Below are 26067 nucleotides of genomic sequence, written 5' to 3' on the forward strand. Positions count from 1 at the left end.
CGGCACCTGCCAACAACGATTGCTTCGGAGGGGAAGCGTCCCATGTCAACAACACCTGCACCGGCGAAAGCCCAACTTACCCAGGGACACAAGAAGGTCATCTTCGCGTCCAGCCTGGGTACCGTCTTCGAGTGGTACGACTTCTTCCTGTATGGCTCGCTCGCGGCGATCATCGCCAAGCAGTTCTTCAGTGGCGTCAACGAAACCACGGGCATGATCTTCGCCCTGCTGGCCTTCGCCGCCGGCTTCTTCGTGCGCCCGTTCGGCGCGGCGTTCTTCGGTAGCCTCGGCGACCGAATCGGCCGCAAGTACACCTTCCTGGTCACGATCCTGATCATGGGCATCTCGACCTTCCTGGTCGGCGTGCTGCCCAACTACGCCTCGATCGGCTTTGCCGCCCCGGTGATCCTGATCATCCTGCGCCTGGCCCAGGGCCTGGCGATGGGCGGCGAGTACGGCGGCGCGGCCACCTACGTGGCCGAGCATGCCCCGGTCGACAAGCGTGGCCTGTACACCAGCTTCATCCAGTGCACCGCGACGCTGGGCCTGTTCATGTCGCTGCTGATCATCCTCGCCTGCCGCTATTTCCTCGGCAACGAGGCGTTCGAAGCCTGGGGCTGGCGCATTCCGTTCCTGGTCTCCATCGTGCTGCTCGGCGTCTCGGTGTGGATCCGCCTGCAGCTGAGCGAATCGCCGCTGTTCCAGCAGATGAAGGCCGAAGGCAAGGGCTCCAAGACCCCGTTCCGTGACAGCCTCAAGGACGGCAACCTCAAGCTGATGCTGCTGGTGCTGCTGGGTGCCGCCGCTGGCCAGGCCGTGGTCTGGTACGGCGGTCAGTTCTACGCGCTGTTCTTCCTGAGCAGCATGCTCAAGGTCGATGCCACCACCTCCTACCTGCTGATCGCCGCCGCCCTTGCGCTGGGCGTGCCGTTCTTCATCTTCTTCGGCTGGCTGTCCGACCGCATCGGCCGCAAGAAGATCATCCTGGCCGGCTGTCTGCTCGCGGCCGTCACCTACATCCCGATCTTCAAGGGCCTGACCCACTTCGCCAACCCGGCCATCGAAGAAGCCCGCTCCAGTTCGCCGGCGCTGGTCGTGGCCGACCCGAACACCTGCTCGTTCCAGTTCGATCCGGTCGGCATGCGCAAGTTCACCAGCTCCTGCGACGTGGCCACCGCGGCCCTGACCAAGGCCGGCGTGCCGTATGAGGTCAAGCCGGCCGCCGCCGGTACCCTGGCCATCGTCAACGTGGGCAGCGCCAGCGTCACCTCCTACGAGGCGGCCGGGCTCACCAAGGAAGACGGCAAGGCAAAGGCCGATGCGTTCGGCGCCGAACTGAAGACCGCGCTCACCGCCGCCGGTTACCCGGCCAAGGCCGACAACGCGCGCATCAACATCCCCGGCACGATCTTCATGCTGTGGCTGCTGGTGCTGTACGTGACCATGGTCTACGGCCCGATCGCCGCCTACCTGGTCGAACTGTTCCCGACCCGCATCCGCTACACCTCGATGTCGCTGCCGTACCACATCGGCAACGGCTGGTTCGGTGGCTTCCTGCCGGCGATTTCCTTCGCGCTGGTGGCCGGCACCGGCAACCTCTACTACGGCCTGTGGTACCCGATCATCATCGCGTTGATGACGGTCGTGGTCGGTGGCCTGTTCCTGCGCGAGACGCGCGGGGTGGACATCACCAAGTAACGGTGCACCACACGGTATGAAACAGGGGCCGCGATGCAGATCGCGGCCCTTTTCATTCCCGCAGTGCGGGCCGTTGGCCGGCAACCAGGCAACCCCATCCGGCGGTGCAGGACGTCCCCGCCCAGCGGCCGGCACGACCGCCCATCACACCCCCTGCCGCTATAGTCGCCGCATGAGCGAAGCCCACACCGATCCCGCCGCGCTACCCGCGATCCTGCACAGCCTGCGCAGCGCGTGGCAGGCCCAGCGCCCGTCGCTGGACCAGCGCCGCGGCGACCTGCAGCGCCTGCGCGCCGCGCTGAAGGCGCGGTTGCCGCAGATGGCCGAGGCCATCTCGGCCGACTTCGGCCACCGTTCCACCCATGAATCGCTGATCGCCGACGGCATGACCGTGCTCGGCGATATCGACCACCTGTGCAGCCACCTGCGCGGCTGGATGCGGCCGCGCCGGGTCGGTGTCGGCTGGCGGTTCTGGCCGGCGCGCGCGCAGACCCGCGCGGTGCCGCTGGGCGTGGTCGCGGTGATCTCGCCCTGGAACTACCCGGTCAACCTCGCGCTGATCCCGCTGGCCACCGCGATCGCCGCCGGCAACCACGTCATCCTCAAGCCCTCCGAGCACACCCCGCGCACCAGCGCCTTCCTGCAGGCGCTGCTGGCCGAGGTGTTTCCGCGCGACCGCGTGGCGGTGGTGCAGGGCGACGCCGCGCTGGCCAGCGCGCTGGCCGGCTCGCCGTTGGACCACCTCGTGTTCACCGGCTCCACCGCGGTGGGCCGCAAGGTGATGGCCGCCGCGGCCGAGCACCTCACCCCGTTGACCCTGGAGCTGGGCGGCAAGTCGCCGGCCATCGTCTGCAGCGATTACCCGCTGGACAAGGCCGCCGCACGCCTGGCCACCGGCAAGTGGTTCAACGCCGGCCAGACCTGCATCGCGCCGGATTACGTGCTCATCGATGGCGCCCGCCAGCGCGAACTGGTGCAGCAGCTGCAGACCCAGGTGCGCGCGCGTTACGGCGATTTCAGCGATGCATCGGACTACACCCGGATCATCCATGAAGGCCAGTACCAGCGGCTGCGTGGCTACCTCGACCAGGCCCGCGCGCGCGGCGTGCCGGTGATCGAACTGGCCAACGTGGATCCCGAGCGCGCGCGCCGCGAGCGCCTGATCGCGCCGACCATCGTGCTCGATCCGCCGGCCGACCTGGACCTGATGCGCGAGGAGATCTTCGGCCCGATCCTGCCGGTGTGCGCCTACCCGGACCTGGATGCGGCACTGGCCGAGGTGCAGGGCCGCGACCGGCCGCTGGCGTTGTACGTCTTCAGCCAGCAGCGCGACAGCGTCGAGCGCGTGCTGGGCCAGGTGGTGGCCGGTGGCGTCACCGTCAACGACACCCTGCTGCATTTCGCCGTCAACGACCTGCCCTTCGGCGGGGTGGGGCCGAGCGGCATGGGCGCTTACCATGGCCGCGCCGGCTTCGATGGCCTGAGCAAGCAGCTGCCGATCCTGTGGCAGTCGCGCTGGGCCGCCAGCGACCTGCTCAAACCGCCGTATTCGAAGATCGCCGGGATATTGAAGGCACTGCTGCGCTAGCGGCAGCCAACCCCAAGGGTAGAGCCGAGCCATGCTCGGCTGCGCCTGGCACCGCCCATGACCCCGCAAACCGCGTCGGATGCGCCAATGGCCCGCCTCTTCGGCTCACGCGACCGCGCAACCACGTCCGGACCGGCCCGAATCAGCCCGACTGACAGGAACGATCAGGAGCCAGGCCGCGAGCGCCGTCCTTCGTGGAACCACGCATAGGCAGCAGCCTCCAGATCGCCTTCCTCCGCGACCACCGAGCCATCTTCGTCCAACAGCGTGTAGTGGCGCTGGTCGCCTCCCAGTGCGGCGCTGCCATCCAGTCCGAGCAGCAGCGTGTACATGGCATCGCTGACGAACACGTCGAGCATGTCCCGCAACGCTTGCGCCTGCCCGGGTGACAGCGCCATGGACGCGATCCTTGCCGCGGACGCCGTGCCCGGGGTCCAGGCGGCGGCCAGCAGCTGCTCTTTCTCGGCGTACCAGTTGGCGACGAAGGTGTCTGCGTCCATGGGGTCTGCGTGCGATGAGGGCCCACAGCCTAGCGTGGAACCAGGCCCCAGGGCTGCCGGCCAACGGCCGGCACGACCCGGTAGAATGGCGCCCATGAAAATCGCCTCCTGGAACGTCAATTCGCTCAACGTGCGCCTGCCGCACCTGGAACAGTGGCTCACCGCGTTCGCGCCGGACGTGGTCGGCATCCAGGAAACCAAGATGGAGGACCACAAGTTCCCCGACGCGGTGCTGGCCGGGCTGGGCTACCGCAGCGTGTTTGCCGGGCAGAAGACCTACAACGGCGTGGCGCTGCTCTCGCGCGAGCCGGCGCAGGACGTGCAGATCGGCATCCCGGGCTTCGAGGACGAGCAGAAACGCGTCATCGCCGGCACCGTCAACGGCGTGCGCATCATCAACCTCTACGTGGTCAACGGCCAGGACGTGGGCACCGACAAGTACGCCTACAAGCTGCGCTGGCTGGAGGCCGTGCACGCCTGGGTCGAGGCCGAGCTGGCCACGTACCCGGAGCTGGTGGTGATGGGCGACTTCAACATCGCCCCGGACGCGCGCGATGTGAATGACCCGCTGGTCTGGAACGAGAACCACATCCTGACCTCCACCGCCGAGCGTGGCGCGCTGAACAAGCTGCTGCAGCTGGGCCTGCACGACGCCTTCCGACTGCACAGCGAGGAAGAAGGCATTTTCAGCTGGTGGGACTACCGCGCCGCCGGTTTCCGCCGCAACCTGGGCCTGCGCATCGACCTCACCCTGGTCTCCGATGCGCTCAAGGCCCGCGCCATCGCCTCGGGCATCGACCGTGAGCCACGCACCTGGGACCGCCCCAGCGACCACGCGCCGGCCTGGGTGCAGCTGGGGTGACAGAAACGACAAGGCCCGGCAATGCCGGGCCCTGTCCTTGACTCCATCGCGCGTTGGTCAGCGGATGCTCTTGCGCGTAAACAGGTTCACGATGGCCAGCAGGATCACTGCGCCGATCAACGAGAACAGGAACGTGCGGATGGTGATCGCTTCGTTGATGCCGCCGCCGAACAGGAAACCGGCGATCAGTGCGCCGACGATGCCGACCACGATGTTGAGGATGATGCCTTGCTGCGCGTCGCGTCGCATGATGATGCTGGCAAGCCAGCCCACGATGCCACCAACGATCAACCAGATGATGATGCCCATAGTCTTGACTCCCAGGTGGTGTGAACGACGGCACCAGTTGACGGCAGCGCCCGTGAAATCACCGTGCAGCCGTCCTCACCGCGCGCACGCATGAGCACCGATAGCGGCCTCGGCGGTCCCTGGCGGTTCGGCCCTGTCACGGTCTGGTGCCTGCCGCACGTCAACGGCACCCGCGGCGAGCCGCAGGCGCGGGTGCTGCTGGCGGGGCAGCTCGGCACCGACCCGGATACCCTGCCGCTGCAGCGCGACCCGCGTGGCCGCCCGGAGCTGCACGCTGCGTTTGCGCACCTGGGCACCGGCTGGAGCCACAGCCACGGCCGGTTGCTGGTCGCGCTGGGCGAGGGCGTGCGCTTGGGCGTGGACCTGGAGCCGCTGCGGCCGCGGCCGCGCATGCGCGAGATCATCGAACGTTTCTTCCACCCGGGCGAGGTCGACTGGCTGCTTGGGCTGGACGAAGACGCCCGCCAGCGCTGGTTCTTCCGGGTCTGGTGCGCCAAGGAGGCCATCCTCAAGGCACAGGGGCAGGGCATTTCCTTCGGCCTGCACCGCCTGCAGTTGGCGCCAGCCCCCGACGCCGCCCTGCACCTGGCCTGGTGCGACCCCGAGCTGGGCGACGCCGCGCGCTGGCACCTGCACGAATGGGCCGCGGCCGATGATTTCCGCGCCGCGTTGGCCTGGCACGCGGTCTGAGCGACGGGGCCTGCCGGGCGATGGCCTGCTGAAGGCGCCGATCATTGCCGCGCTGCGCGCGGCCAGCCGAGCATGGCTCGGCTCTACCAAGGCCAGCCGAGCGTGGCTTGGCTCTACCAAGGCCAGCCGAGCGTGGCTTGGCTCTACCAAGGCCAGCCGAGCGTGGCTTGGCTCTACCAAGGCCAGCCGAGCAGGCTCGGCTCTACCCGTGGGCGGGATCGACGCCCGCCCTCCGTGGGGGAATCCGTGTGCCGCCCTTGCCCTTGCCCCGCTGTCGACCTGCGATAATCGCCCCATGACCGAACACACACTCCCGGCCGGCGTGGCCGCAGCGCTTGAGCGTGGCCTGGCCGCGATGGACCTGGATGCCGCCCTGGCGCCGCCGTTGCTGACCTACCTGACCCTGCTCGACCGCTGGAACCGCACCTACAACCTCACCGCCATCCGCGATCCGCTGGACATGGTCACCCGCCACCTGCTCGACTCGCTGGCGATGCAGCCGTTCCTGGAGAGCGGCACCCTGGCCGACCTCGGCACCGGCCCCGGGCTACCCGGCATCCCGCTGGCGATCGCCCGCCCGCAGCTGCAGGTCACCCTGGTGGAAAGCAATGGCAAGAAGGCCCGCTTCATGCGCGAGGCCGTCCGCCAGCTGGGTTTGGGCAATGCCCGCGTCGCCGAATCACGCGCCGAGGCCCTGGCCGAACCCGGCGCCTACGACCACCTGACCGCGCGCGCCATGGATACCCTTGCCGGGATCATCCAGGTCGGCGGCCACCTGCTGCGGCCCGGCGGCCGCCTGCTGGCGATGAAGGGCGTGCACCCGCACGATGAAATCGCCCAGCTGCCCAGCGGCTGGCAGGTCGAGCAGGTACTGCCGCTGCACGTGCCCGGGCTCACCGGCGAGCGCCATCTGGTGGTCGTGGCCGGTCCTTGAGGCCACCGCCTGCGTACCAGCGCCCTTGCCGGCACGCGGGCGGATATCGGCGGCAGCGCCCGTCACAGCAGCCGTTGCGCTGTCCACCGGGCGCATCCCATGCGTCCCCGGCCGGTCGCGGGCGCGGCCCGGCGCGCATCTCACAGTGCATGACACGCCCCATATACGCATAATGACCAGTCCCACTCCCTGCCGATGAGGCTCACCCGCATGGCCCGCATCATCGCCATCGCCAACCAGAAAGGTGGCGTCGGCAAGACCACGACCGCCGTCAATCTGGCCGCCTCCCTGGCTGCTGCACCCAAGCGCGTGCTCCTTGTCGACCTCGATTCCCAGGGCAATGCGACCATGGGCAGCGGCGTGGACAAGCGTGAAGTGGCCGCCTCCACCTGCGACCTGCTGCTCGGCGAAGCCACCGCGGTCGAAGTGCGCGTGACCACCCCGGAAGGCTTCGACCTGCTACCGGGCAACATCGACCTGACCGCCGCCGAGATCCAGCTGATGGACCAGGGCGAACGCGAGCAGCGCCTCAAGCGCGCCCTGGCCCCGGTCCGCGACGAATACGACTTCATCCTGATCGATTGCCCGCCGGCGCTGTCGCTGCTCACCCTCAACGCGTTGGCCGCCGCCGATTCGGTGATCGTGCCGATGCAGTGCGAGTACTACGCGCTGGAAGGCCTGAGCGCGCTGGTGGAAACCATCGAAGCGCTGCGCGCCAACCTCAATCCCAGCCTGGAGATCGAGGGCGTGCTGCGCACCATGTTCGACGTGCGCAACAACCTGGCCAACGCGGTGTCGGCCGAACTCACCGACCACTTCGGCGACCGCGTGTTCCGCACCATCGTGCCGCGCAACGTGCGCCTGGCCGAAGCGCCCAGCCACGGGCAGAGCATCGTCGGTTACGACCGCGCCTCGCGCGGTGGCGTCGCCTACCTCGGCCTGGCCGGGGAAATCATCCGCCGCCACCAACAACGCAATAAGGCCGACAAGGCCCTGGAGACCGCCTGATGAGCACCAAGCCCGCCCTCGGCAAGAAACGCGGCCTCGGCCGCGGCCTCGATGCGCTGCTGGGGCCCAAGGGCGCGGTGACTCAGGTGCAGGCTGCCGCCGTGGTCGAACCGCTGCCCGGTGAAGTGCTGCGCAAGCTGCCGGTGGGCCACCTGCAGCCGGGCAAGTACCAGCCACGCCGCGACATGGACGAAACCAAGCTCGCCGAGCTGGCCGAGTCGATCAAGGCGCAGGGCGTGATCCAGCCGATCCTGGTCCGCCAGCTCGGCCCGGACAGCTTCGAGATCGTCGCCGGCGAACGCCGCTGGCGCGCCTCCCAGCTGGCCGGCCTGGACGAAGTACCGGTGGTGGTGCGCGAACTGGAAGACCGCACCGTCATCGCGATGGCGCTGATCGAGAACATCCAGCGCGAAGACCTCAACCCGCTTGAAGAAGCCGAGGCCCTGCAGCGCCTGATCAGCGAATTCGCGCTCACCCACGCCGAGGCCGCCCAGGCCGTCGGCCGCTCGCGCGCGGCGGTGTCCAACCTGCTGCGCCTGCTGGAGCTGCCGATCGCCATCCGCCTGCTGCTGGAAACCCGCCGGCTGGAAATGGGCCACGCGCGTGCGTTGCTCACCCTGGCCCCGGAACTGGCCAGCAAGCTCGCCCAGGAAGCGGCCGACCAGGGCTGGTCGGTGCGCGAAGTGGAGCACCGCGCGCAGCAGTTCGCCGCCGGCAAGGTACCGGGCGCACTGCGCAAGAAGCCCACCGCCAGCGCACCGCAGGCCGATATCGCGTCGCTGGAGACCGAGCTGTCCGAGTCGCTGGGCGCACGCGTGGCGATCAACCACGGCCGTGGCGGCAAGGGCAAGCTGATCATCCATTACACCGACCTGGACACGCTGGATGGCGTGCTCGAACGACTCCGCGTACAGAAGGGCTGAGTCCCCCGCCTGCGCAAGAGGATTACCCCACCGTAATGAACCCCACCAAGGTCGACCGCAACCATCTGTTGCGTCTGACCGACCTGCCGAATGTCGGGCCGGCCTGTGAGAAAGATCTGCGTCTGATCGGCATCCGCGTCCCCGCGCACCTGCGCGGCCGCGATGCCTATGACATGTACGCGCAGCTGTGCCTGCGTACTGGCGTGATGCACGATCCCTGCGTGATCGACGTGTTCCTGTCGATCCTGCGCTTCATGCAGGGCGAAGCGCCGCGCCCCTGGTGGGATTTCAGCAAGGAACGCAAGGCCACGCTGGCCAAGGACGCACCGCTCACCTTGTGGTGATGCGTCCGTGGCAGGCGCTGGCCACCAACAAGGAGCCGTGCATGAGCACTCCCTACGATGACGTAAGCCCGGGCGGTAGTCCGATGCTGATGCACACCCGACCCAGCGACTTCGCGCCGGCTGCCGGTGATGCATGCATCGAACAGATCAGCGCGCATATCGAGCAGCATCTCGGCCCGATCGCCCACGTATTCCATGAGATCGTGTCCGATACCGTGCACATCGACGTGCATGTGGTGCCGGCCACGGAGGATTTCCCGCACCTGCGGCTGGTGACGTCGGGCATGAGCGATCTGCCGATGACCCTGTCGGCTGGCGCGGAAGGTTCACCGCAGTACATGGAGTTGATGGTGACGCTGCCGGCCGACTGGCCGTTGCAGCAGGCCGACTTCGAGGACGAGCGCCACTACTGGCCGATCCGCCTGCTCAAGGTGCTGGCACGCCTGCCGCACAAGTTCGATACCTGGCTGGGCTTCGGCCACACCGTGCCCAACGGCCACCCGGCCGAACCCTATGCGCCGGGCGTGGGCTTCGACGGCGCGATCGTGCTGCCGCCGGTCACCGCCCCCGAGGCGTTCGGCCATCTGGTCATCAACGATGAAAAAACCATCGTGTTCATGTCCATCGTGCCGCTGTATCCGGAAGAATTGGCCCTGAAACTGAAGAAGGGCAGCGACGCGCTGCTGGACCGCTTCGACGCCAAGGGCATCAGCGACATCATCGAACCTGGCCGGGTGAACGCCGCCAGGAAGCGCTTCGGGCTGTTCTGAGCCCGGCGCATCGGCGATATCCTGTCCACAGGAATTTCCAGGACCCCTGCCATGCCCCTTCTCGTCACCGGCGCTGCCGGCTTCATCGGCGCCAACACCGTCCGTGCCCTGCTCGACGCGGGTGAAACGGTGGTCGGACTGGACAACTACAACGACTATTACGACCCGCAGATCAAGCGCGACCGCGTCGCCGCGCTGTGCCCGGACGCGGACATCCGCGTGCTCGACCTGACCGACCGCGACGGCCTGGCCGCGCTGTTCGACGAGGTAAAGCCGACCCGGGTGATCCACCTGGCCGCGCAGGCCGGGGTGCGCTACTCGCTGGAAAACCCGCACGCCTACGTGGACAGCAACCTGGTCGGCTTCGTCAACATGCTCGAACTGTGCCGGCATCGCGGCGTGGCCCACCTGGTCTATGCCTCCAGCAGCTCGGTGTACGGCGACTCGGCCACCCCGCCGTTCTCCGAAGACCAACGCATCGACAAGCCGCGCTCGCTGTATGCCGCCACCAAGGCCGCCAACGAGCTGATGGCGTATACCTACGCGCAGTTGTATGGCCTGCATGCCACCGGCCTGCGCTTTTTCACCGTGTACGGTCCCTGGGGCCGCCCGGACATGGCCCCGCTGCTGTTTTCGCGCGCGGTGCTGGCCGGCCGCCCGATCGACGTGTTCAACGACGGCAACATGCAGCGCGACTTCACACATGTTTCCGACATCGTGGCCGGTATCCTCGGCGCGCTGGCGCATCCGTCCGGCGAGGACGTGCCGCACCGTGTGTTCAACCTCGGCAATCACACCCCGATCGAGCTGGAGCATTTCATCGGGGTCATCGAAGCCGCCGCCGGACGCCCGGCACGCAAGGTCTACAAGCCGATGCAGCCCGGCGACATGGTCCGCACCATGGCCGATACCACGCGCGCCCATGACGCCTTCGGCTACGATCCGGCCACGCCGATCGAGCGCGGCCTGCCGCCGGTGGTGGCCTGGTGCCGGGACTATTTCGGCGATCACGCCTGACACACGGCTCCGCATTCATCTTTGGATAACCCCGGGTGCGGACAATGCGCGCTCGTTTTCGATACTGGCCATTCGCAGAGCCCGACCATGAGCCACCCCCTGTTGTCGGTCGTCGTCCCGGTCTTCAATGAACGCGACAACGTCAAACCCCTGATCGACGAGATCACCGCGGCCCTGCGTGGCCAGCTCGCCTTCGAGATCGTCTACATCGACGACCACTCCCGCGACGACACCCTGGCCGTGCTGCAGGGGCTCAAGGCCGCCAACCCGGAGCTGCGGGTGCTGCACCACGTCAGCCAGAGCGGGCAGAGCACCGCCGTGCGTACCGGGGTCCGGCACGCCCGCGCGCCCTGGATCGCCACCCTCGACGGGGACGGGCAGAACGATCCGGCCGACATCCCCAAGCTGCTGGCCGCGCGCGCGGCCGCCGCACCGGAGGTCAAGCTGTTCGCCGGCTGGCGGGTCAACCGCCAGGACTCGGGCAGCAAGCGCTGGGCCAGCAAGTGGGCCAACGCCATCCGCGCGCGCATGCTGCGCGATGACACCCCCGACACCGGCTGCGGCATCAAGCTGTTCGAGCGGGAGGCCTTCCTGGACCTGCCGTACTTCGACCACATGCACCGCTACCTGCCGGCGTTGATGCAGCGCGCCGGCTGGAAGACGGTCAGCGTGCCGGTCAACCACCGCCACCGCACCGCCGGGGTATCCAAGTACAACAACCTGGGCCGTGCCCTGGTCGGCATCCGCGACCTGCGCGGGGTGGCCTGGCTGATCACGCGCAGCAAGCGCACCGCCGTGGAAGAACGCTGATGGAGCTGCACTGGCTCGACCAACCGTTGACCTGGCTGTACTGGACCGGCCTGCACGTGACCGGCTGGAAGCTGATCGGCTATACCGGCGCGCTGATGTTCGGCGGCCGCTGGCTGGTGCAGTTCGTCGCCTCCAAGCGCGCCGGCAAGCCGGTGATCCCGCGCCTGTTCTGGTACATGAGCGTGGTCGGCAGCCTGATGACGCTGAGCTACTTCCTGTTCTCGGCCAAGCAGGACTCGGTCGGCGTGCTGCAGAACCTGTTCCCGGCGTTCACCGCGCTGTACAGCCTGAAGCTGGACATCCAGCACCGTGGGTGGAAGCGGGACAAGGCGTCGCATTAGGCAGGGGCATCCACGCATGGCGTGGATCTACGCGCGCCTGCGGCGCTTGGGTCCCGGCCGTTGGCCGGTCGCCCATCCTGCCCGCGTGGCGGGCAGGACCTTTGATCCATGCACAGGGCCTGCATCGGGTGCCATGATCGGGGTTTGCCGTCCCACGGGAACCCCTGATCGTGAAATCACCGCTCGTTGCTGCGTTGCTGCTCGCCCTGGCCCTTCCTGCCGGCGCTGCCTTGGCCGCCGCGCCGGCTGCCGCCCCGGCCAGCCTGGCCGCCGAAAGCCCCGCCGATGCGCAGTTCCGCGCGATCTACGAGAAGGAGTGGACGTGGCGCCAGGACGGCGGTGGTGCGGCCAGCGAGGACGACGACGGCCCGGCCAATGCGACCCGCATGCCCGACGTGGGCCCGGCTGCCCAGCAGGCGCGGCTGAAGGTCTGGGACGACGTGCTGGGCCAGCTCGACAAGGTCGACCGCACGGCGCTGTCGCCGGACAACCAGGTCAACTACGCCATCTACCGCGACCAGGTGTTCAACCTGGCCGCCGAGGTGCGCCTGGGCGGCTATGAAATGCCGTTCAACGCGGACTCCTCGTTCTGGTCGAACCTGTCCTTCATGGCCCGCCGCGAGATGAAGACCGCGCAGGACTATCGCAACTACATCGCCCGCCTCAACGATGTGCCGCGCTACTTCGACCAGCAGACCGGGAACATGCGTGCCGGGCTCAAGCGCGGTTTCAGCGTGCCGCGCGCGGTGCTGGACGGCCGCGAGGTCTCCATCGCCACCGTGTCCGAGCTGAAGGACCCGACCGCCTCTCCGCTGTACGCACCGTTCAAGACGCTGCCGTCCAGCATCCCCGCCGCCGACCAGGCGCAGCTGCAGGCGCAGGCGCGGCAGGCCATCAGCGGCAGCGTGGTGCCGGCCTTCGCCAAACTGCGCACCTTCTTCGTGGGCGAGTACGTGCCGCAGGCGCGCACCACGCTGGCCGCCGAGGCGATGCCTGGTGGCGAGGCGTACTACAAGCAGCAGATCCATCAATACACCACGCTGGACCTCACCCCGCAGCAGATCCACGAGATCGGCCTGAAGGAAGTGGCGCGCATCCAGAAGGAAATGGACGCGGTCATCAAGCAGGTCGAGTTCAAGGGCAGCTTCGCGCAGTTCCTCACCTTCCTGCGCACCGACCCGCAGTTCTACGCCAAGACCCCGGACGAGCTGCTGTATCGCGCCGCGTGGATCTCCAAGCGGGTGGATGGGGTGATCGGCAAGTACATGACCCTGCCGCGCGCGCGCTTCACCATCGTGCCGGTGCCGCCGGACATCGCCCCGTTCTGGACCGCCGGCCGTGGCGGCATGGGCACCTACTGGCTAAACACCTACAACCTGCCGGCGCGCCCGCTGTACAACCTGCCGGCGCTGACCCTGCACGAGTCCGACCCGGGCCATGCGCTGCAGGGTGCCCTGGCCGCCGAGCAGGGCCAGCTGCCGGAGTTCCGCCGCAATGCCTACATCTCCGCCTACGGCGAGGGCTGGGGCCTGTACTGCGAGAAGCTCGGCGTGGAGATGGGCATCTACGAAACCCCGTACGAGGATTTCGGCCGCCTCACCTACGAGATGTGGCGCGCCGCGCGCCTGGTCATCGACACCGGCGTGCACCACAAGGGCTGGACCCGCGAACAGGCCATCGCCTACCTGCGTGACCACACCGCGTTGAGCGAGCATGAAGTGACCACCGAGGTGGATCGCTACATCTCCTGGCCGGGCCAGGCGTTGAGCTACAAGCTGGGTGAGATCGCGATCGTGCGCCTGCGCGCGCAGGCGGAAAAGGCGCTGGGCGACCGCTTCGACGTGAAGGGCTTCCACGACGCCGTGCTCAAGCAGGGCTCGGTGCCGCTGCCGGTGCTGGAGCAGCAGATCCAGGCCTACATCGCCCAGCGCAAGGCCGCGGGCTGATCCATGCGGGATCGGTCGCCGCATGGCCGATCCCGCCTTCGTGAACCGCGGCCCGCGCCTGCGATTGTGTAACGGACGAGCCGCCGGCTACCCTGCCGGCATGCTTCACCATGCCCGCCCGCGTCCGTCCCTGCTGCTGCGCCTGCTGATGCTGGTCGCGGTCGGCCTGGGCGTATTCGGCACGGCCACCGCGTCGGCGCTGGCCGACATCCACATCAGCCTGCATGCCGATGCCGCGCATGGGGCCGATGACGTCGCCGGCGAAGCGCCCGACGCCGACCCCGACGCTGGCGACCTGCTGCACACCCTGGTGCATTGCGGCCATTGCCATGGCCACGGCGGCGTGCTGCCGATGGCGTCGTTGCCCTGGGTACTGCCGGCGGCCCCCGCGCATGCCGTGCCGACCAGCCTGGCCGCGCAACTGCGTACCCAGCCGCCCGAGAGCCTGCTGCGCCCCCCGATAGCGTCCTGATGCCACGCGGCCGCGCGCCGCCGTTGTCCATCTGAACCGTTATCTGGAGATTCCCCATGTGGATGCGCCTGGCAGCCTTGGCTGTCGTCGCGTTCGTGCCGTGCGTGCATGCGCAGGGTACGAAGACGCCTGACCCGTTGACCCTCGACGACGCCATCGCGCGCGTCGCCCAGTACCACCCCGGCCTGCGCCTGGCCGATGCGCAGCGCCCGATCTGGGACGCCCGCCGCGATGCGGCAGCGCTGACGCCGCCGCTCACCGTCGGCGTGGAGCTTGAAAACGCGCTCGGCACCGGCGATGCCAGCGGCTTCCGCAGCGCCGAGCTGACCGTCACCCTGGCCGGCGTGCTGGAACGCGGCAGCAAGTTGGACGCGCGCCGTGCCGTGGCCCAGGCCAACATCGACAGCCTGGCCCCGCAGCGCGAAACCGCCCGCCTGGATCTGCTGGCCGAGGTCGCCCGCCGCTATCTCGCCATCACCGAGGCGCGCCAGCGACTGGGCATCGCCAGCACCGACATCGAGCAGCGCAGGCGCGCGGTCGCCGCCGCGCGTCTGCGCCTGCAGGCCGGCGCCTCGCCCGAATCGGTGCTGCTGACCGCGCAGGCGATGCTGGCCCAAGCCGAACTGGACCGGGATCGCGCGCGCCAGGCCGACCAGTCCGCGCGCGCCGCGTTGTCCGCGCTCTGGCGGCAGCGTGATCCGGGCTTCGACGTGGTCACCGGTGACCCCCTGCAACTGCCCGCGCTGCAGGACTTTGCGGTGTTGGCCGAGGAACTGCAGCGCACCCCGGAACTGGCCCTGCTCGCCGGTGAGCGCCGTATCCGCGAGGCGCAGGTGCAACTGGCGCGCACCGCCGCGCGACCGGATCTCAGTTGGCAGGTCGGCGTCCGCAACACCCGCGACAGCCGCGACACCGCCTTCGTGGCCGGGTTCAGCCTGCCGCTCGGCAGCGTCGCCCGCGCCGCCCCGGAGATCCGCGCCGCCGAGGCCGAGCTGGCGCTCAACAGCGTCGAACGCGACGCGCGCGCGCTGCAGCTGTACGCCACGCTGGCCGAGGCGCACGGGCGCTACCTGACCGCGCAGCTGGAGGTCACGCGCATGGCGCGCGATGTGCTGCCGCAGCTCAAGCGCGCCGAGAATGCCGCCGAGAAGGCCTGGCGTGCCGGTGCCATCAGCTACATGGAATGGGCGCAGCTGCAGGCCATGCGCATCGACGCGCGCCAACGCCAGCTCGATGCCGCCATCGCCGCACAGACCGCATTGATCGAAATCCAGCGCCTGACCGGCCAAAGCATGGTCGCCGCCAGCGACACCCCCACGCCCCACGTGTCCACGGAGGACCGCCGATGAACCGTTCCGCACATCGCATCGCGCTGGCCGCCACGCTGCTGCTCGCCGCACTGGCCTTGGCCGGCTGCGGCAAGGACGCCCCCGCCACGGCCCCCGCCGACACCGACCAGGGCCATGGCGACGCCGGCCACACCGACGGCGACGATGACCACGACGCGCCGGAGCGCACCACCATCGCCGCGGCCATGGCCGAACAGGCGGGCATCCGCGTCGCCCCGGTCGCTGCCGGCACCATCGCCGACGAACACGACGTGCAGGGCCTGCTGACCCCGGTCGATGGCCGCGTCGCCCAGGTGATGGCGCGCTTCCCCGGCCCGATCCGCTCGCTGCGTGCCAACGTCGGCGACAGCGTCCGCGCCGGCCAGGTGCTGGCCAGCATCGAGAGCAACCTCAGCCTCACCACCTACACCGTCAGCGCACCGATCGGCGGCGTGGTGCTGGCGCGCCAGGCCCAGGTCGGCGGCGTGGCGGGCGAGGGTGCACCGCTGTTCGAGATCGGCGACCTGTCCACGCTGTGGGTGGACCTGCACATCTTCGGCAACGATACCCAGCACATCACCGCCGGCGTCCCGGTCACCGTGTCGCGCATGACCGACGGCGTCAGCCAGACCACCACGCTGGAACGCGTGCTGCCCGGCACCGCCACCGCCAGCCAGAGCACCGTGGCCCGCGCCACGCTGCGCAACGACGATGGCCTGTGGCGGCCCGGTGCGGCGGTCAAGGCACGCATCGTGGTGGCCACCCAGCCGGCCGCGCTGGTGGTGCCGCTGGCTGCGGTGCAGAGCATGGACGGCAAGGACGTGGTGTTCGTGCGCGTCGGCGATACCTACACCGCGCGTGCCGTCACCCTTGGCGCGCGCGATGCCGGCCAGGTCGAAGTGACCGAGGGGCTGAAGGCGGGCGAAGACGTCGTGGTCGAACAGAGCTACGTGGTCAAGGCCGACATCGGCAAGGCGGGGGCATCGCATGAACATTGATCGCGTGCCGCGCGCGGCGCAGCGCGGAGGATGCCCGCATGCTTGAGCGCATCATTGGCGCCTCCATCGCCCATCGCTGGTTGATGATGACCCTCACCGCCGTGCTGGTCGCGGTCGGCGTCTGGAGCTTCACCCAGCTGCCCATCGACGCCACCCCGGACATCACCAACGTCCAGGTGCAGATCAACACCGCCGCGCCCGGCTACTCGCCGCTGGAGACCGAACAACGCATCACCTACCCGGTGGAAACGGTGATGGCCGGGCTGCCGCGCATGGAGCAGGCGCGCTCGCTGTCGCGCTACGGGCTGTCGCAGGTCACGGTCGTGTTCGAGGACGGCACCGACATCTACTTCGCCCGCCAGCAGGTGGCCGAACGCCTGCAGCAGGTGAAGTCGCAGATTCCCGACGGCCTGGACCCGCAGCTGGGCCCGATCTCCACCGGCCTGGGCGAGATCTTCATGTACACCATCGACGCCGATCCCAAGGCACGCAAGGCCGATGGCACGCCGTACACCGCCACCGACCTGCGCACCCTGCAGGACTGGGTGATCCGGCCGCAGCTGCGCAACGTGCCGGGCGTGACCGAGGTCAACACGATTGGCGGTTTCCAGCGCCAGGTGCACATCACCCCGGACCCGGCGCGGCTGCGCGCGCTCGGCTTCACCCTGGAAGACGTCGCGCAGGCGGTGGAGGCCAACAACCAGAACGTCGGCGCCGGCTACATCGAGCGCAACGGCCAGCAGTTCCTGGTGCGCATCCCCGGCCAGGTGGCCAACCTGGAGGAGATCGGCAACATCGTGCTGGCCCGGCGCGAAGGCGTGCCGATCCACGTGCACGACGTGGCCGAGGTCAAGGATGGGCCGGAACTGCGCAGCGGCGCGGCCACCCAGAACGGCCACGAGGTGGTGATGGGCACCGTGGTGATGCTGATCGGCGCCAACAGCCGCGATGTCGCCCAGGCCGCGGCTGCGCGGCTGCAGCAGGCGCAGGCGAGCCTGCCCGAGGGCGTCACCGTCACCGCCAGCTACGACCGCACCGCGCTGGTGGACCGCACCATCGCGACCGTGGCCAAGAACCTGGTCGAAGGTGCGCTGCTGGTGATCGTGGTGCTGTTCCTGCTGCTCGGCAACTTCCGTGCGGCGCTGATCACCGCGGCGGTGATTCCGCTGGCGATGCTGTTCACGCTGACCGGCATGGCCCGCGGTGGCGTGTCGGCCAACCTGATGAGCCTGGGGGCGCTCGACTTCGGCCTGATCGTCGATGGCGCGGTGATCATCATCGAGAACTGCCTGCGCCGCTTCGGCGAACGCCAGCACGCCCTCGGCCGTGACATGACCCGCGCCGAACGCTTCGCCGAAACCGCCCGTGCGACAGCCGAAGTGATCCGCCCCAGCCTGTTCGGCCTGGGCATCATTACCGCGGTGTACCTGCCGATCTTCGCGCTCACCGGCGTGGAAGGGAAAATGTTCCACCCGATGGCGATCACCGTGGTGCTGGCGCTGACCGGTGCGATGGTGCTGGCGCTGACCTTCGTCCCGGCGGCGATCGCGTTGTTCCTCGGCGGCCACGTGCAGGAGAAGGAGAACCGCCTGATGGCATGGGTGCGCCGGCGCTATGAACCACTGCTGGCGTTCTCGCTGCGTCGCGGCCGCTGGATGGTGGCCGGTGCGCTGGTGCTGGTGGTCGGTTGCGGCCTGCTGGCCACGCGGCTGGGCAGCGAGTTCGTGCCCAACCTGGACGAGGGCGACGTCGCCATGCACGCCATGCGCATCCCCGGCACCAGCCTGACCCAGTCGATCCAGATGCAGAAGCAGATCGAAAACCGGCTGGTGCAGTTCGCCGAAGTGGACAAGGTGTTCTCCAAGATCGGCACGCCCGAGGTGGCCTCCGACCCGATGCCACCCTCGGTGGCCGACACCTTCATCATGATGAAGCCGCGCAAGGACTGGCCGGACCCGCGCAAGTCGCGCGCGGCACTGCTGGGTGAACTGGAAGAAGCCGTGGAGCAGCTGCCGGGCAACAACTACGAGTTCACCCAGCCGATCCAGATGCGCACCAACGAGCTGATCTCCGGTGTGCGGGCGGACGTGGCGGTGATGTTGTTCGGCGATGACCTGGACACGCTGCTGGCGGTGGGCAAGCGGATTGCGGCAGTGGCGGGCAAGGTGCCCGGTGCGGCCGACGTGCGGGTGGAGGAAACCAGCGGCCTGCCCCTGCTCACCGTCACCCCCAACCGCGCCGCGCTGGCCGGCTACGGACTCAACCCGGGGCAAGTGCAATCGACCGTGGCCACCGCGGTCGGCGGCCAGGTGGCCGGCCAGCTGTTCGAAGGCGACCGCCGCTTCGACATCGTCGTGCGCCTGCCCGAAGCGCTGCGCCAGGACCCGGCCGCGCTGGCCGACCTGCCGGTCTCGCTGGAGAGCGCGCTGGCCGACGATGCCGACGAATCCAGTCGCGCCGGCAGCTGGCGCAGTGGCAGTGCACGCACCGTGCCGCTGCGCGAGCTGGCCACGCTGGGCAACACCGAGGGGCCCAACCAGATCAACCGCGAGAACGGCAAGCGCCGCATCGTCGTCACCGCCAACGTGCGCGACCGTGATCTGGGCGGTTTCGTCACCGAGCTGCAGCAGCGCATCGGTCGCGACGTGCAGGTCCCCAACGGCTACTGGATCGAGTACGGCGGCAGTTTCGAACAGCTGATCTCGGCCAGCCAGCGCCTGGCGATCGTGGTGCCGGTGACGTTGGCGATCATCTTCGCGCTGTTGTTCTGGGCATTTGGTTCGGTCAAGGATGCCGCGATCGTGTTCAGCGGCGTGCCGCTGGCGCTCACCGGCGGCGTGCTTGCCCTGGCCGCCCGCGGGATCCCGCTGTCGATTTCCGCGGGCGTGGGGTTCATCGCGCTGTCCGGCGTGGCGGTGCTCAACGGCCTGGTGATGATCAGCTTCGTGCGCAGCCTGCGCGATAGCGGCTTGCCGTTGGCCGATGCAGTGCGCGACGGCGCGCTCGGCCGCCTGCGTCCGGTGCTGATGACCGCACTGGTGGCGTCGCTGGGCTTCGTGCCGATGGCCTTCAACGTCGGCGCCGGCTCGGAGGTGCAGCGCCCCCTGGCCACGGTGGTGATCGGCGGCATCGTGTCGTCCACGTTGCTGACATTGCTGGTGCTGCCGGTGTTGTACCGGTGGCTGCATCGGAAGGAGACTGTCCCGGTTGTCGGGTAGCACCTGGCCACTGGTCGAATGAACCGTGACGCAGCAGGCACGCAACAACGTGCCTGCTGCGCGGCAGATCGGTATTGCCGTCAGCGTGCTGTTCGACGTGTGGCATGCGTCGCGTTAATGGCTCGACCATCGCCGCTAACATCAACCGCTCAGCCAGCAGGCCGGCGCAAGGAGAGCGGCAGTGTCGTATCGGCAATTCCAGATCGGCACACAGATCTACGACCTGACGCATCTGGATCCTTTCACTGTCTCGGTGATGGTGTACGGAACGCGGGTCGAGGTGGATGTGATGTTCAGCTTCCACCTTTTCACCGACCAGAAGGGCAAGGGCCCTCGATTCGAGCATCACATTGAAGAGCGCTACTTCTGCGTGGATCGCTATCGGTTGAGTCACGACGTCGCACGCTACATGCGCGGTCCGTTTTTCGAAGCGTCAGTTCGCCGGCACGTGCACCAGGTTCGCGGGCAGGCGCGCGAACAGTACTTTTGCACCGATATGGGCCATGGCGACATCATCTGGACCCGGATCACGCGGCGCGCCGAGCAGAACCGGGCGCACGTTTGGGTGGCCAGCGCCTACAACCGCGATTGGCAGGGCCAAGTACTCCCGCATGGGCATGGTTTGTTTCGTGTGGTCAAAGTACTTGCCGCCAAGCTGGGCATCCATCGCCCCTGAACGAAAAAAGCGCCCCATCGCTGGGGCGCTTTCAAATTTCGTTCTCGGTGATTCTCTATCGCGTCGGCTTTCGCTTATCCCGCCAAAGGCTGAGGAAAGTACAGGGCATGCCCGACTCCGCTGCACTACCTTCCTGTTGCCAGGTCCCGATCAGCAGTGCTTGGGGAGAATGATCGCATGCGGTTGGAGCCATGTAAAACCGGATGGGGCGCCCCGTTAATGTTCATTTCAAGGCCCTCTTGCCAGTTCACGTGCCGGGATGATGCCCAACCAGCGTTCGATCTGGGCGACAGCGTTGGCCACCCCATCTTCGACCGTCATCGCCCGGCCAAGCGAGTTGGCACGCGATCGGGTGTCAGCCCGCTCTGCAACAGCGATGGCACTGGCCAGCCGGGCCGCATCCAGCCGCTTGGGCGACAACGCTGCCGGCGCGACCCCCAACTGCTGCAACCGATCCGCCCAGAAGAACTGGTCGGCGGCGAACGGCATCACCAGCGAGGGCACGCCGGCGCGGCAGGCCGAATGCGTGGTGCCGCTGCCGCCGTGGTGGATCACCAGCGCACAGCGCGGGAACAGCGCCTCGTGCGGGGTGGGGCCGACCACGAACACCTGCGGGGGCAGGGTGCCGCTGGGCACGCCGGCCCAGCCGGGAAACAGCAGCACCCGGCGCGGTGCCAGCGCCTGCAGCAGGGCGGGCAGCACGTGGTCGCGATCGAAGCCGGTCATGCTGCCAAAGCCCAGGTACACCGGCGCCGGCCCGGCGTCGAGGAAGGCCTGCAGGTCCGCCGGCGGGTGCCAGGCCAGGTCCGGGGCGCGCCACTGGCCGCAGATACGGTGGTCGGCGGGCCAGTCCGGGGGCGGCGGCAGCAGGGTGGGCGAAATGCCGTACAGCATCGGCAGGTCGCGCCACAGCGTGCGGCGCGGGGGCATGCCCAACGCGTGCCGGGCGCGGTTGATCGGCTGGCGGAAGGTCCGCCAGACGGCCTGGTTGACCAGCGTGTAGCTGAGCCGGTTGAGCGCGCCGGGCAGGCGCAGCCGGGGCAGGAACGGGGACAGGAACGCGCGCGTGGGGGTCAGCGGGATCATGCCGGCGCCGATCACCGGCAGGCCGTGGCGTTCGGCCACGCACATGCCCACGAACGCGGCCAGTCCACCGGTCAGCACCGCATCGCAGCCGGCCGCGGCCGCGTCGGCCTGGCGCATCCACGCCGGCACGTGCTGGCGGGCCATCCGCGCCAGCCCGCGCGAAGCGGCCAGGGTGTCGTTGCCACGCGATACCAGCGCCACCACGTCGTCATGGATGTCCCCTTCCAGCGCCGCATGCGGTACGCCCAGGGCGCGCGCGCTGCCCAGGGTGCCGCCTTCGGCCAGCAGCATCACCTCGTGGCCGGCGGCGATCAGGCCGTGGCACAGCATCACCAGGGGGCGGGTGTCGCCTTCGGTGCCATAGGTCACGACGAGCAGCCGCATGGGGGGATCCGGTGGGGGAGGGCCAGTATTGCCGCCCCGCTGCAGTGGCGGCGCGAACAGGCGGCGTAGCCAGACCGCCGCCGCCCTGTGGACAACTTGCGCCAGCCCGGGGGCTGCGGCATAATGCGCGGCTCGCTGTGTCCAAAAACCTTTGGATCGGCGGCCGGGAACACGTCATCCGGCCCGCCCTCGACAGCGTAACCCTTTGATTCTCATGACGTGTGGCGGGAAACCGCCGAGGCCGCCGTCGCCCGGGCTATGGGCTGACAATTACTTTCATCGAGGTGCGCAATGTCCCGCGTATGCCAAGTTTCCGGCAAGCGAGTGCAGACGGGTAACAACGTCTCGCACGCCAACAACAAGACCCGTCGTCGTTTCCTGCCCAACCTGCACGAGCGCCGCTTCTGGGTTGCCAGCGAGAACCGCTGGGTCAAGCTTCGTGTTTCCGCGCATGCCCTGCGCACCATCGACAAGAACGGTATCGATTCCGTTCTGGCTGAGCTGCGTGCGCGCGGCGAAAAGGTCTGAGGAGTAACTAATCATGGCAGGCAAGCGCGACAAGATCCGTCTGATTTCGACGGCCAACACTGGCCACTTCTACACGACGGACAAGAACAAGAAGAACACCCCCGGGAAGATGGAATTCCTGAAGTACGATCCGGTCGTGCGCAAGCACGTCCTGTACAAGGAAGGCAAGATCAAGTAATCCGCAAGGATGCTTGCGCTTCCCCGAAAAAAGACCCGCCCTCGTGGCGGGTTTTTTTTTGGTTCTTCTTTCATCTGCGTGGCAAGCACGAAGCGCGCTGTGAATCTTTTTTAGCGCGGCGGTCGGTGGGTTGGGCGCTGGGGGCCCAGCGCCCAACCGACCGACGGCCCTCAGAAGCCAGCTTTCCCGCTCGTTTCCGCAAGCCGAGCCCCTTAGCGGCCGGTAGGCTCCTGGGCAAAATAAAGGAGGAGGCCGCCCTGCGGCCGGGGGACACTACGCCAGGGGCCCACCGGCTGCTGCGGGGCCCTCACGCTCGCGACAGAATCGAACGGAGACGGCAGCTGATCCGCAGGCGCCTGCACTCCAGGCCACGCGCATATCGCCGCGTGCCCTCTGCCACGTCCCTTGAAACCAGGTGCTCCCTTCCACCGGAAGAAGGACCTCTTTTCATGCCACGCTCGATCGGACTCTGGCCGAATTGACGAGGAACCGGCCAGTGCCCGGCACTACCGGGTGCATACACCGCCCATGTAAGAATGCCCGCATACCTCCCGACGGGCGACGCGATGCTGTTCGAGTGGCTGCTGGGCTCCTGGTTGTTGATGCTGGATTGGCTGATCCGGCTGGCCGCGCTGTTCTGGATCCCCACCCGCACCACGCCGGGCGCCGCGCGCAGCTGGCTGCTGCTGGTCGGCTTCGTGCCGCTGCTGGGCCTGCCGCTGTACCTGCTCTTCGGCCACCCATGGCTGTCGCGTCAGCGCGTACAGCGCCAGGCCGAGGCGTCCCAGGTCATCCGCGAGGAACAGGCGCTGCAGCCGCCGCTGCGCTGGACCCCCTTACCCGACACCGCCACCGCCGAAATCGTCCCGCTGATCGAGCGCCAGGGCGATTTCATGCCCATCCACGGCAACGCGGTCGAACTGCTCGTCGACTATGACGCCTCGCTGCAGGCCCTGATCGAGGATATCGACCAGGCCCGCGACCGCGTCCACCTGCTGTACTACCTGATGCTCGACGACGCGGTCGGCGAGGCGATCGTGCAGGCCCTGCAGCGCGCCGCCGCCCGCGGCGTGCATTGCCGCCTGCTGCTGGACGCAGTGGGTGCCAAGCGCGGCCTGCGCCATTACCGGCATCGGCTGCAGGCCCTGGGCGTGGACGTGCGCGCGATGCTGCCCGGCGGCCTGCGCTGGCGCCGCAGTGGCCGCATGGACCTGCGCAACCACCGCAAGATCGCCGTCATCGACAACCGCGTCGGCTACATCGGCTCGCAGAACCTGGCCCAGCCACAGTTCGTGCCGGGGTTCCCCAACAAGGAACTGGTCGCGCGCGTGCGTGGCCCCGGCGTGGCCCACCTGGAGGCGGTGTTCGCCAGCGACTGGTACATGGAGACCGGCCAGCGCCTGGACGTCATGACCGCGGTACCGGTGTGCTCGGCCGACGTGGCCACCCAGCTGCTGCCCAGCGGCCCCGCCTACCCCTTCAGCAACGCGCGCGATGCGGTCAATGCCCTGATCCACCTCGCACGCCGGCGGATCGTGCTGGTCACCCCGTACTTCGTGCCCGACGAGGCCACCCTCAGCGCACTGCGCATCGCCGCACTGTCCGGCGTGCAGGTGCAGCTGATCCTGTCGGCCAGCAACAACCAGCGCCTCACCGCGTGGGCGCAGGAGGCCTATTACGACGAGCTGCTGCGCGCGGGCGTGCGCATCGCGCTGTACGAACCGTGCTTCCTGCATGCCAAGCACCTAACCGTGGACGAAGACATCGCGCTGGTCGGCTCGATCAACCTGGACATCCGCTCGTTCGCGCTCAACGCCGAGATCGGCATGCTCTGCTACGACACCGGCATCGTCGCCCAGCTGCTGCAGATCGAAAGCGACTACCTGCTGCAGTCCCGCCACCTCACGCTGGACACCTGGCGCCAGCGTGCGGCGTGGCGACGCAGCCGCGAAGGCATCGCGCGATTGGCGGACGCGCTGATGTGAGCGCGTTGCCAGCGCACGCGCAGGCATCGCCTACAATGCTGGCCATGAGCGCATCCGATATCTCCCGCCAGTGCGACCTGGCCATCGTCGGCGGCGGTGCGGCCGGCGTGCTGGTCGCGTTGCAGGCCCTGCGCGGCGCCTCCCGTGCGCTGCACATCGCCCTGTTCGAACCGGCCTCGGCGCTGGCCCAGGGCATCGCCTACGCCACGCCATGGCCCGAACACCTGCTCAACGTGCCGGTGGGCAAGATGAGCGCGTTGCCGGACGCGCCGGATGATTTCCTGGCCTACCTGCTGCAGGTCGACGCGTTCCCGGGCCGGTCGCGCGACGCACTCGCCGCCGACTATGCGCCGCGGCGCCTTTACGCCGACTACCTGCAGGCACGCCTGGAACAGGCAGGCGCGGCCAGTGCGGCACGCCTGGAGGTGGTGCACGCGGCGGTACTCGGCCTGCAGCCGGGCACGCAGTCCCAGCAGCTGACGTTGGCCAGCGGCGAACAGTGGCAGGCGCGCCAGGTGGTGCTGGCCTGCGGCAACAGCATGCGGCCCCTGCCGGTGCCGGGAGCCGAGGCCCTGCCACCGGGCAAGGTCGTGGATGCCTGGGATTACGACGGCGTACGCCTGCTGGCCGGCGATGGCGACCTGGCCATCATCGGCTCGGGCCTGAGCATGGCCGACAGCGTGGTGGCGCTGGCCAACGCCGGGCATCGCGGCCGCATCCACGTGCTGTCGCGTCACGCGCTGCTGCCGTTGGCGCACGCGCACGGCGGCGCGGCCACATTCGATCCGCAACCCCTGCTGGCCATGTCACTGCGACAGAAACTGCGCGTCCTGCGCGGCCACGCACGCGACGCTGCCGCACAGGGCCTGCCGTGGCAGGCGGTAATGGACAGGATCCGTCCGCTTGGCCAGGCGCTGTGGCGGGGCCTGGACGCGGCCGACCAGCGCCGTTTCCTGCGCCATGCCGTGCGCTACTGGGACGTGCACCGTCACCGCATCGCCGAACAGGTACACGCGCAGGTGGACGCGCTGGAGCGGTCCGGCCAGCTGCAGCGCCACCGCGCCCGCCTCGATACGGTGCTGGTGCTGGACGGTACCCTGCAGGTGCACGCGCATGGCGCCAATGGCGGCCTCGCGCCCTTGCAGGTCAGCGCATTGATCAACGCCACCGGCGTGGAAACCCGCGCCACCGCGATGCGCAATCCGCTGGTGCAGCAGTTGCTGGCCGACGGCCACGCGCGCCCGGGTCCGCACGGGCTTGGACTGGATACCTCGGTCGAGCACGGCCAGCTGCTGGATGCCAGCGGCCAGCCGCATCCGGCGGTGCAGGTGGTCGGCAGCCTGCGCATCGGCACGCTGTGGGAAAGCCTGGCCATCCCCGAGCTGCGCGGGCAGGCACAGCAGGCCGCGCGCGCTGCCGTGGCCTGAACCCGGCAGGCGCGATGGACAGGGTTCGCTGAATCGGTTGGGCGCCG

25 protein-coding genes are annotated in these 26067 nt (G+C 68.6%); 22 read left to right on the forward strand and 3 right to left on the reverse strand.

Annotated elements, in window-relative coordinates:
• The first annotated feature begins 42 nt into the window (after positions 1-42).
• Together AC1DGC_RS14495 and AC1DGC_RS14500 are read left to right on the forward strand one after the other, a co-directional pair.
• Positions 43-1698: an MFS transporter gene (locus AC1DGC_RS14495; protein ID WP_259209371.1), complete on the forward strand. Its 1656-nt coding sequence runs from the start codon at positions 43-45 to the stop codon at positions 1696-1698.
• A 172-nt stretch (positions 1699-1870) separates the two neighbouring features.
• On the forward strand, positions 1871-3286 hold the full coding sequence (locus AC1DGC_RS14500; protein ID WP_478048210.1) for a coniferyl aldehyde dehydrogenase: 1416 nt from the start codon (positions 1871-1873) through the stop codon (positions 3284-3286).
• A 164-nt stretch (positions 3287-3450) separates the two neighbouring features.
• Here the strand turns inward: AC1DGC_RS14500 and AC1DGC_RS14505 are convergent, their stop codons facing one another.
• Positions 3451-3786, reverse strand: a complete 336-nt coding sequence (locus AC1DGC_RS14505; protein ID WP_259209375.1) for a hypothetical protein — start codon at positions 3784-3786, stop codon at positions 3451-3453.
• A gap of 94 nt (positions 3787-3880) precedes the next feature.
• Between AC1DGC_RS14505 and xth the strand changes: the two genes are divergently transcribed.
• Positions 3881-4648 (forward strand): exodeoxyribonuclease III, encoded by a 768-nt coding sequence (gene xth, locus AC1DGC_RS14510; RefSeq protein ID WP_394163083.1) that lies wholly within the window; start codon positions 3881-3883, stop codon positions 4646-4648.
• A 57-nt stretch (positions 4649-4705) separates the two neighbouring features.
• Here xth and AC1DGC_RS14515 read toward each other — a convergent pair whose 3' ends face one another.
• Entirely contained in the window at positions 4706-4957 is a 252-nt protein-coding gene (locus AC1DGC_RS14515; RefSeq protein ID WP_259209379.1) for a GlsB/YeaQ/YmgE family stress response membrane protein, read from the reverse strand.
• A gap of 90 nt (positions 4958-5047) precedes the next feature.
• Here AC1DGC_RS14515 and AC1DGC_RS14520 point away from each other — a divergent pair, with 90 nt between their 5' ends.
• The 15 genes from AC1DGC_RS14520 (at position 5048) to AC1DGC_RS14590 (ending at position 20432) form a co-directional block, all read left to right on the forward strand.
• Complete coding sequence (locus AC1DGC_RS14520; RefSeq protein WP_394163085.1) at positions 5048-5647, forward strand: 4'-phosphopantetheinyl transferase family protein; 600 nt, start codon at positions 5048-5050, stop codon at positions 5645-5647.
• 295 nt (positions 5648-5942) lie between these two features.
• Positions 5943-6581 carry a 16S rRNA (guanine(527)-N(7))-methyltransferase RsmG gene (rsmG, locus tag AC1DGC_RS14525; RefSeq protein ID WP_259209383.1) on the forward strand — a complete coding sequence of 213 codons (639 nt, stop codon included), beginning with the start codon at positions 5943-5945 and terminating at the stop codon, positions 6579-6581.
• Positions 6582-6791: 210 nt separating this feature from the next.
• The gene (locus AC1DGC_RS14530; RefSeq protein ID WP_259209386.1) at positions 6792-7589 is read left to right on the forward strand and encodes a ParA family protein; all 798 of its coding nucleotides are present in this window, start codon (positions 6792-6794) and stop codon (positions 7587-7589) included.
• Positions 7589-8512 (forward strand): ParB/RepB/Spo0J family partition protein, encoded by a 924-nt coding sequence (locus AC1DGC_RS14535; RefSeq protein ID WP_259209388.1) that lies wholly within the window; start codon positions 7589-7591, stop codon positions 8510-8512. The genes AC1DGC_RS14530 and AC1DGC_RS14535 overlap by 1 nt, the downstream gene beginning before the upstream one ends.
• Before the next feature lie 35 nt (positions 8513-8547).
• Complete coding sequence (locus AC1DGC_RS14540) at positions 8548-8856, forward strand: helix-hairpin-helix domain-containing protein (protein WP_259209390.1); 309 nt, start codon at positions 8548-8550, stop codon at positions 8854-8856.
• Between the two features lie 41 nt (positions 8857-8897).
• Positions 8898-9626, forward strand: a complete 729-nt coding sequence (locus AC1DGC_RS14545; RefSeq protein WP_259209392.1) for a suppressor of fused domain protein — start codon at positions 8898-8900, stop codon at positions 9624-9626.
• Positions 9627-9677: 51 nt separating this feature from the next.
• Complete coding sequence (locus AC1DGC_RS14550; protein WP_478048211.1) at positions 9678-10643, forward strand: NAD-dependent epimerase/dehydratase family protein; 966 nt, start codon at positions 9678-9680, stop codon at positions 10641-10643.
• Between the two features lie 87 nt (positions 10644-10730).
• The gene (locus AC1DGC_RS14555) at positions 10731-11453 is read left to right on the forward strand and encodes a glycosyltransferase family 2 protein (RefSeq protein WP_259209397.1); all 723 of its coding nucleotides are present in this window, start codon (positions 10731-10733) and stop codon (positions 11451-11453) included.
• Entirely contained in the window at positions 11453-11794 is a 342-nt protein-coding gene (locus AC1DGC_RS14560; protein WP_259209398.1) for a lipid-A-disaccharide synthase N-terminal domain-containing protein, read from the forward strand. The genes AC1DGC_RS14555 and AC1DGC_RS14560 overlap by 1 nt, the downstream gene beginning before the upstream one ends.
• Before the next feature lie 170 nt (positions 11795-11964).
• Complete coding sequence (locus AC1DGC_RS14565) at positions 11965-13740, forward strand: DUF885 domain-containing protein (RefSeq protein ID WP_478048212.1); 1776 nt, start codon at positions 11965-11967, stop codon at positions 13738-13740.
• 100 nt (positions 13741-13840) lie between these two features.
• Complete coding sequence (locus AC1DGC_RS14570) at positions 13841-14212, forward strand: DUF2946 family protein (protein WP_478048213.1); 372 nt, start codon at positions 13841-13843, stop codon at positions 14210-14212.
• Between the two features lie 56 nt (positions 14213-14268).
• Positions 14269-15561 (forward strand): TolC family protein, encoded by a 1293-nt coding sequence (locus AC1DGC_RS14575; protein WP_478048214.1) that lies wholly within the window; start codon positions 14269-14271, stop codon positions 15559-15561.
• Positions 15558-16538, forward strand: coding sequence for an efflux RND transporter periplasmic adaptor subunit (locus tag AC1DGC_RS14580; protein ID WP_478048215.1), 981 nt, complete (start codon positions 15558-15560; stop codon positions 16536-16538). The genes AC1DGC_RS14575 and AC1DGC_RS14580 overlap by 4 nt, the downstream gene beginning before the upstream one ends.
• 38 nt (positions 16539-16576) lie before the next feature.
• A complete protein-coding gene (locus AC1DGC_RS14585) occupies positions 16577-19756 on the forward strand; it encodes an efflux RND transporter permease subunit (RefSeq protein WP_478048216.1) in 3180 nt (1059 codons plus the stop codon).
• A 181-nt stretch (positions 19757-19937) separates the two neighbouring features.
• Positions 19938-20432, forward strand: coding sequence for a hypothetical protein (locus AC1DGC_RS14590; RefSeq protein ID WP_259209410.1), 495 nt, complete (start codon positions 19938-19940; stop codon positions 20430-20432).
• A 228-nt stretch (positions 20433-20660) separates the two neighbouring features.
• Here AC1DGC_RS14590 and AC1DGC_RS14595 read toward each other — a convergent pair whose 3' ends face one another.
• Positions 20661-21902 carry a glycosyltransferase gene (locus AC1DGC_RS14595; RefSeq protein WP_478048217.1) on the reverse strand — a complete coding sequence of 414 codons (1242 nt, stop codon included), beginning with the start codon at positions 21900-21902 and terminating at the stop codon, positions 20661-20663.
• A gap of 291 nt (positions 21903-22193) precedes the next feature.
• Between AC1DGC_RS14595 and rpmB the strand changes: the two genes are divergently transcribed.
• The 4 genes from rpmB (at position 22194) to AC1DGC_RS14615 (ending at position 26020) form a co-directional block, all read left to right on the forward strand.
• Positions 22194-22430, forward strand: coding sequence for a 50S ribosomal protein L28 (rpmB, locus tag AC1DGC_RS14600; RefSeq protein ID WP_005411638.1), 237 nt, complete (start codon positions 22194-22196; stop codon positions 22428-22430).
• A 10-nt stretch (positions 22431-22440) separates the two neighbouring features.
• Positions 22441-22608 (forward strand): 50S ribosomal protein L33, encoded by a 168-nt coding sequence (gene rpmG / locus AC1DGC_RS14605; RefSeq protein ID WP_172407465.1) that lies wholly within the window; start codon positions 22441-22443, stop codon positions 22606-22608.
• 566 nt (positions 22609-23174) lie between these two features.
• Positions 23175-24593, forward strand: coding sequence for a cardiolipin synthase (cls, locus tag AC1DGC_RS14610; RefSeq protein ID WP_259209425.1), 1419 nt, complete (start codon positions 23175-23177; stop codon positions 24591-24593).
• 44 nt (positions 24594-24637) lie between these two features.
• Positions 24638-26020 (forward strand): FAD/NAD(P)-binding protein, encoded by a 1383-nt coding sequence (locus tag AC1DGC_RS14615; protein WP_478048218.1) that lies wholly within the window; start codon positions 24638-24640, stop codon positions 26018-26020.
• The last annotated feature ends 47 nt before the right edge of the window (positions 26021-26067 follow it).

Source organism: Stenotrophomonas sp. 05N37 (assembly GCF_056397365.1).

Bases quoted from the DNA above. Each gene is read 5' to 3' on its own strand.
- AC1DGC_RS14570 (WP_478048213.1), top strand. From the start codon at position 13,841: ATGCTTCACCATGCCCGCCCGCGTCCGTCCCTGCTGCTGCGCCTGCTG.
- AC1DGC_RS14615 (WP_478048218.1), top strand. From the start codon at position 24,638: ATGAGCGCATCCGATATCTCCCGCCAGTGCGACCTGGCCATCGTCGGC.
- AC1DGC_RS14530 (WP_259209386.1), top strand. From the start codon at position 6,792: ATGGCCCGCATCATCGCCATCGCCAACCAGAAAGGTGGCGTCGGCAAG.
- AC1DGC_RS14495 (WP_259209371.1), top strand. From the start codon at position 43: ATGTCAACAACACCTGCACCGGCGAAAGCCCAACTTACCCAGGGACAC.
- xth (WP_394163083.1), top strand. From the start codon at position 3,881: ATGAAAATCGCCTCCTGGAACGTCAATTCGCTCAACGTGCGCCTGCCG.
- AC1DGC_RS14540 (WP_259209390.1), top strand. From the start codon at position 8,548: ATGAACCCCACCAAGGTCGACCGCAACCATCTGTTGCGTCTGACCGAC.
- AC1DGC_RS14500 (WP_478048210.1), top strand. From the start codon at position 1,871: ATGAGCGAAGCCCACACCGATCCCGCCGCGCTACCCGCGATCCTGCAC.
- AC1DGC_RS14595 (WP_478048217.1), bottom strand. From the start codon at position 21,902: ATGCGGCTGCTCGTCGTGACCTATGGCACCGAAGGCGACACCCGCCCC.
- rpmB (WP_005411638.1), top strand. From the start codon at position 22,194: ATGTCCCGCGTATGCCAAGTTTCCGGCAAGCGAGTGCAGACGGGTAAC.
- cls (WP_259209425.1), top strand. From the start codon at position 23,175: ATGCTGTTCGAGTGGCTGCTGGGCTCCTGGTTGTTGATGCTGGATTGG.
- rsmG (WP_259209383.1), top strand. From the start codon at position 5,943: ATGACCGAACACACACTCCCGGCCGGCGTGGCCGCAGCGCTTGAGCGT.
- AC1DGC_RS14535 (WP_259209388.1), top strand. From the start codon at position 7,589: ATGAGCACCAAGCCCGCCCTCGGCAAGAAACGCGGCCTCGGCCGCGGC.
- AC1DGC_RS14555 (WP_259209397.1), top strand. From the start codon at position 10,731: ATGAGCCACCCCCTGTTGTCGGTCGTCGTCCCGGTCTTCAATGAACGC.
- AC1DGC_RS14580 (WP_478048215.1), top strand. From the start codon at position 15,558: ATGAACCGTTCCGCACATCGCATCGCGCTGGCCGCCACGCTGCTGCTC.
- AC1DGC_RS14515 (WP_259209379.1), bottom strand. From the start codon at position 4,957: ATGGGCATCATCATCTGGTTGATCGTTGGTGGCATCGTGGGCTGGCTT.
- AC1DGC_RS14575 (WP_478048214.1), top strand. From the start codon at position 14,269: ATGTGGATGCGCCTGGCAGCCTTGGCTGTCGTCGCGTTCGTGCCGTGC.
- AC1DGC_RS14585 (WP_478048216.1), top strand. From the start codon at position 16,577: ATGCTTGAGCGCATCATTGGCGCCTCCATCGCCCATCGCTGGTTGATG.
- AC1DGC_RS14520 (WP_394163085.1), top strand. From the start codon at position 5,048: ATGAGCACCGATAGCGGCCTCGGCGGTCCCTGGCGGTTCGGCCCTGTC.
- AC1DGC_RS14560 (WP_259209398.1), top strand. From the start codon at position 11,453: ATGGAGCTGCACTGGCTCGACCAACCGTTGACCTGGCTGTACTGGACC.
- AC1DGC_RS14550 (WP_478048211.1), top strand. From the start codon at position 9,678: ATGCCCCTTCTCGTCACCGGCGCTGCCGGCTTCATCGGCGCCAACACC.
- AC1DGC_RS14505 (WP_259209375.1), bottom strand. From the start codon at position 3,786: ATGGACGCAGACACCTTCGTCGCCAACTGGTACGCCGAGAAAGAGCAG.
- AC1DGC_RS14545 (WP_259209392.1), top strand. From the start codon at position 8,898: ATGAGCACTCCCTACGATGACGTAAGCCCGGGCGGTAGTCCGATGCTG.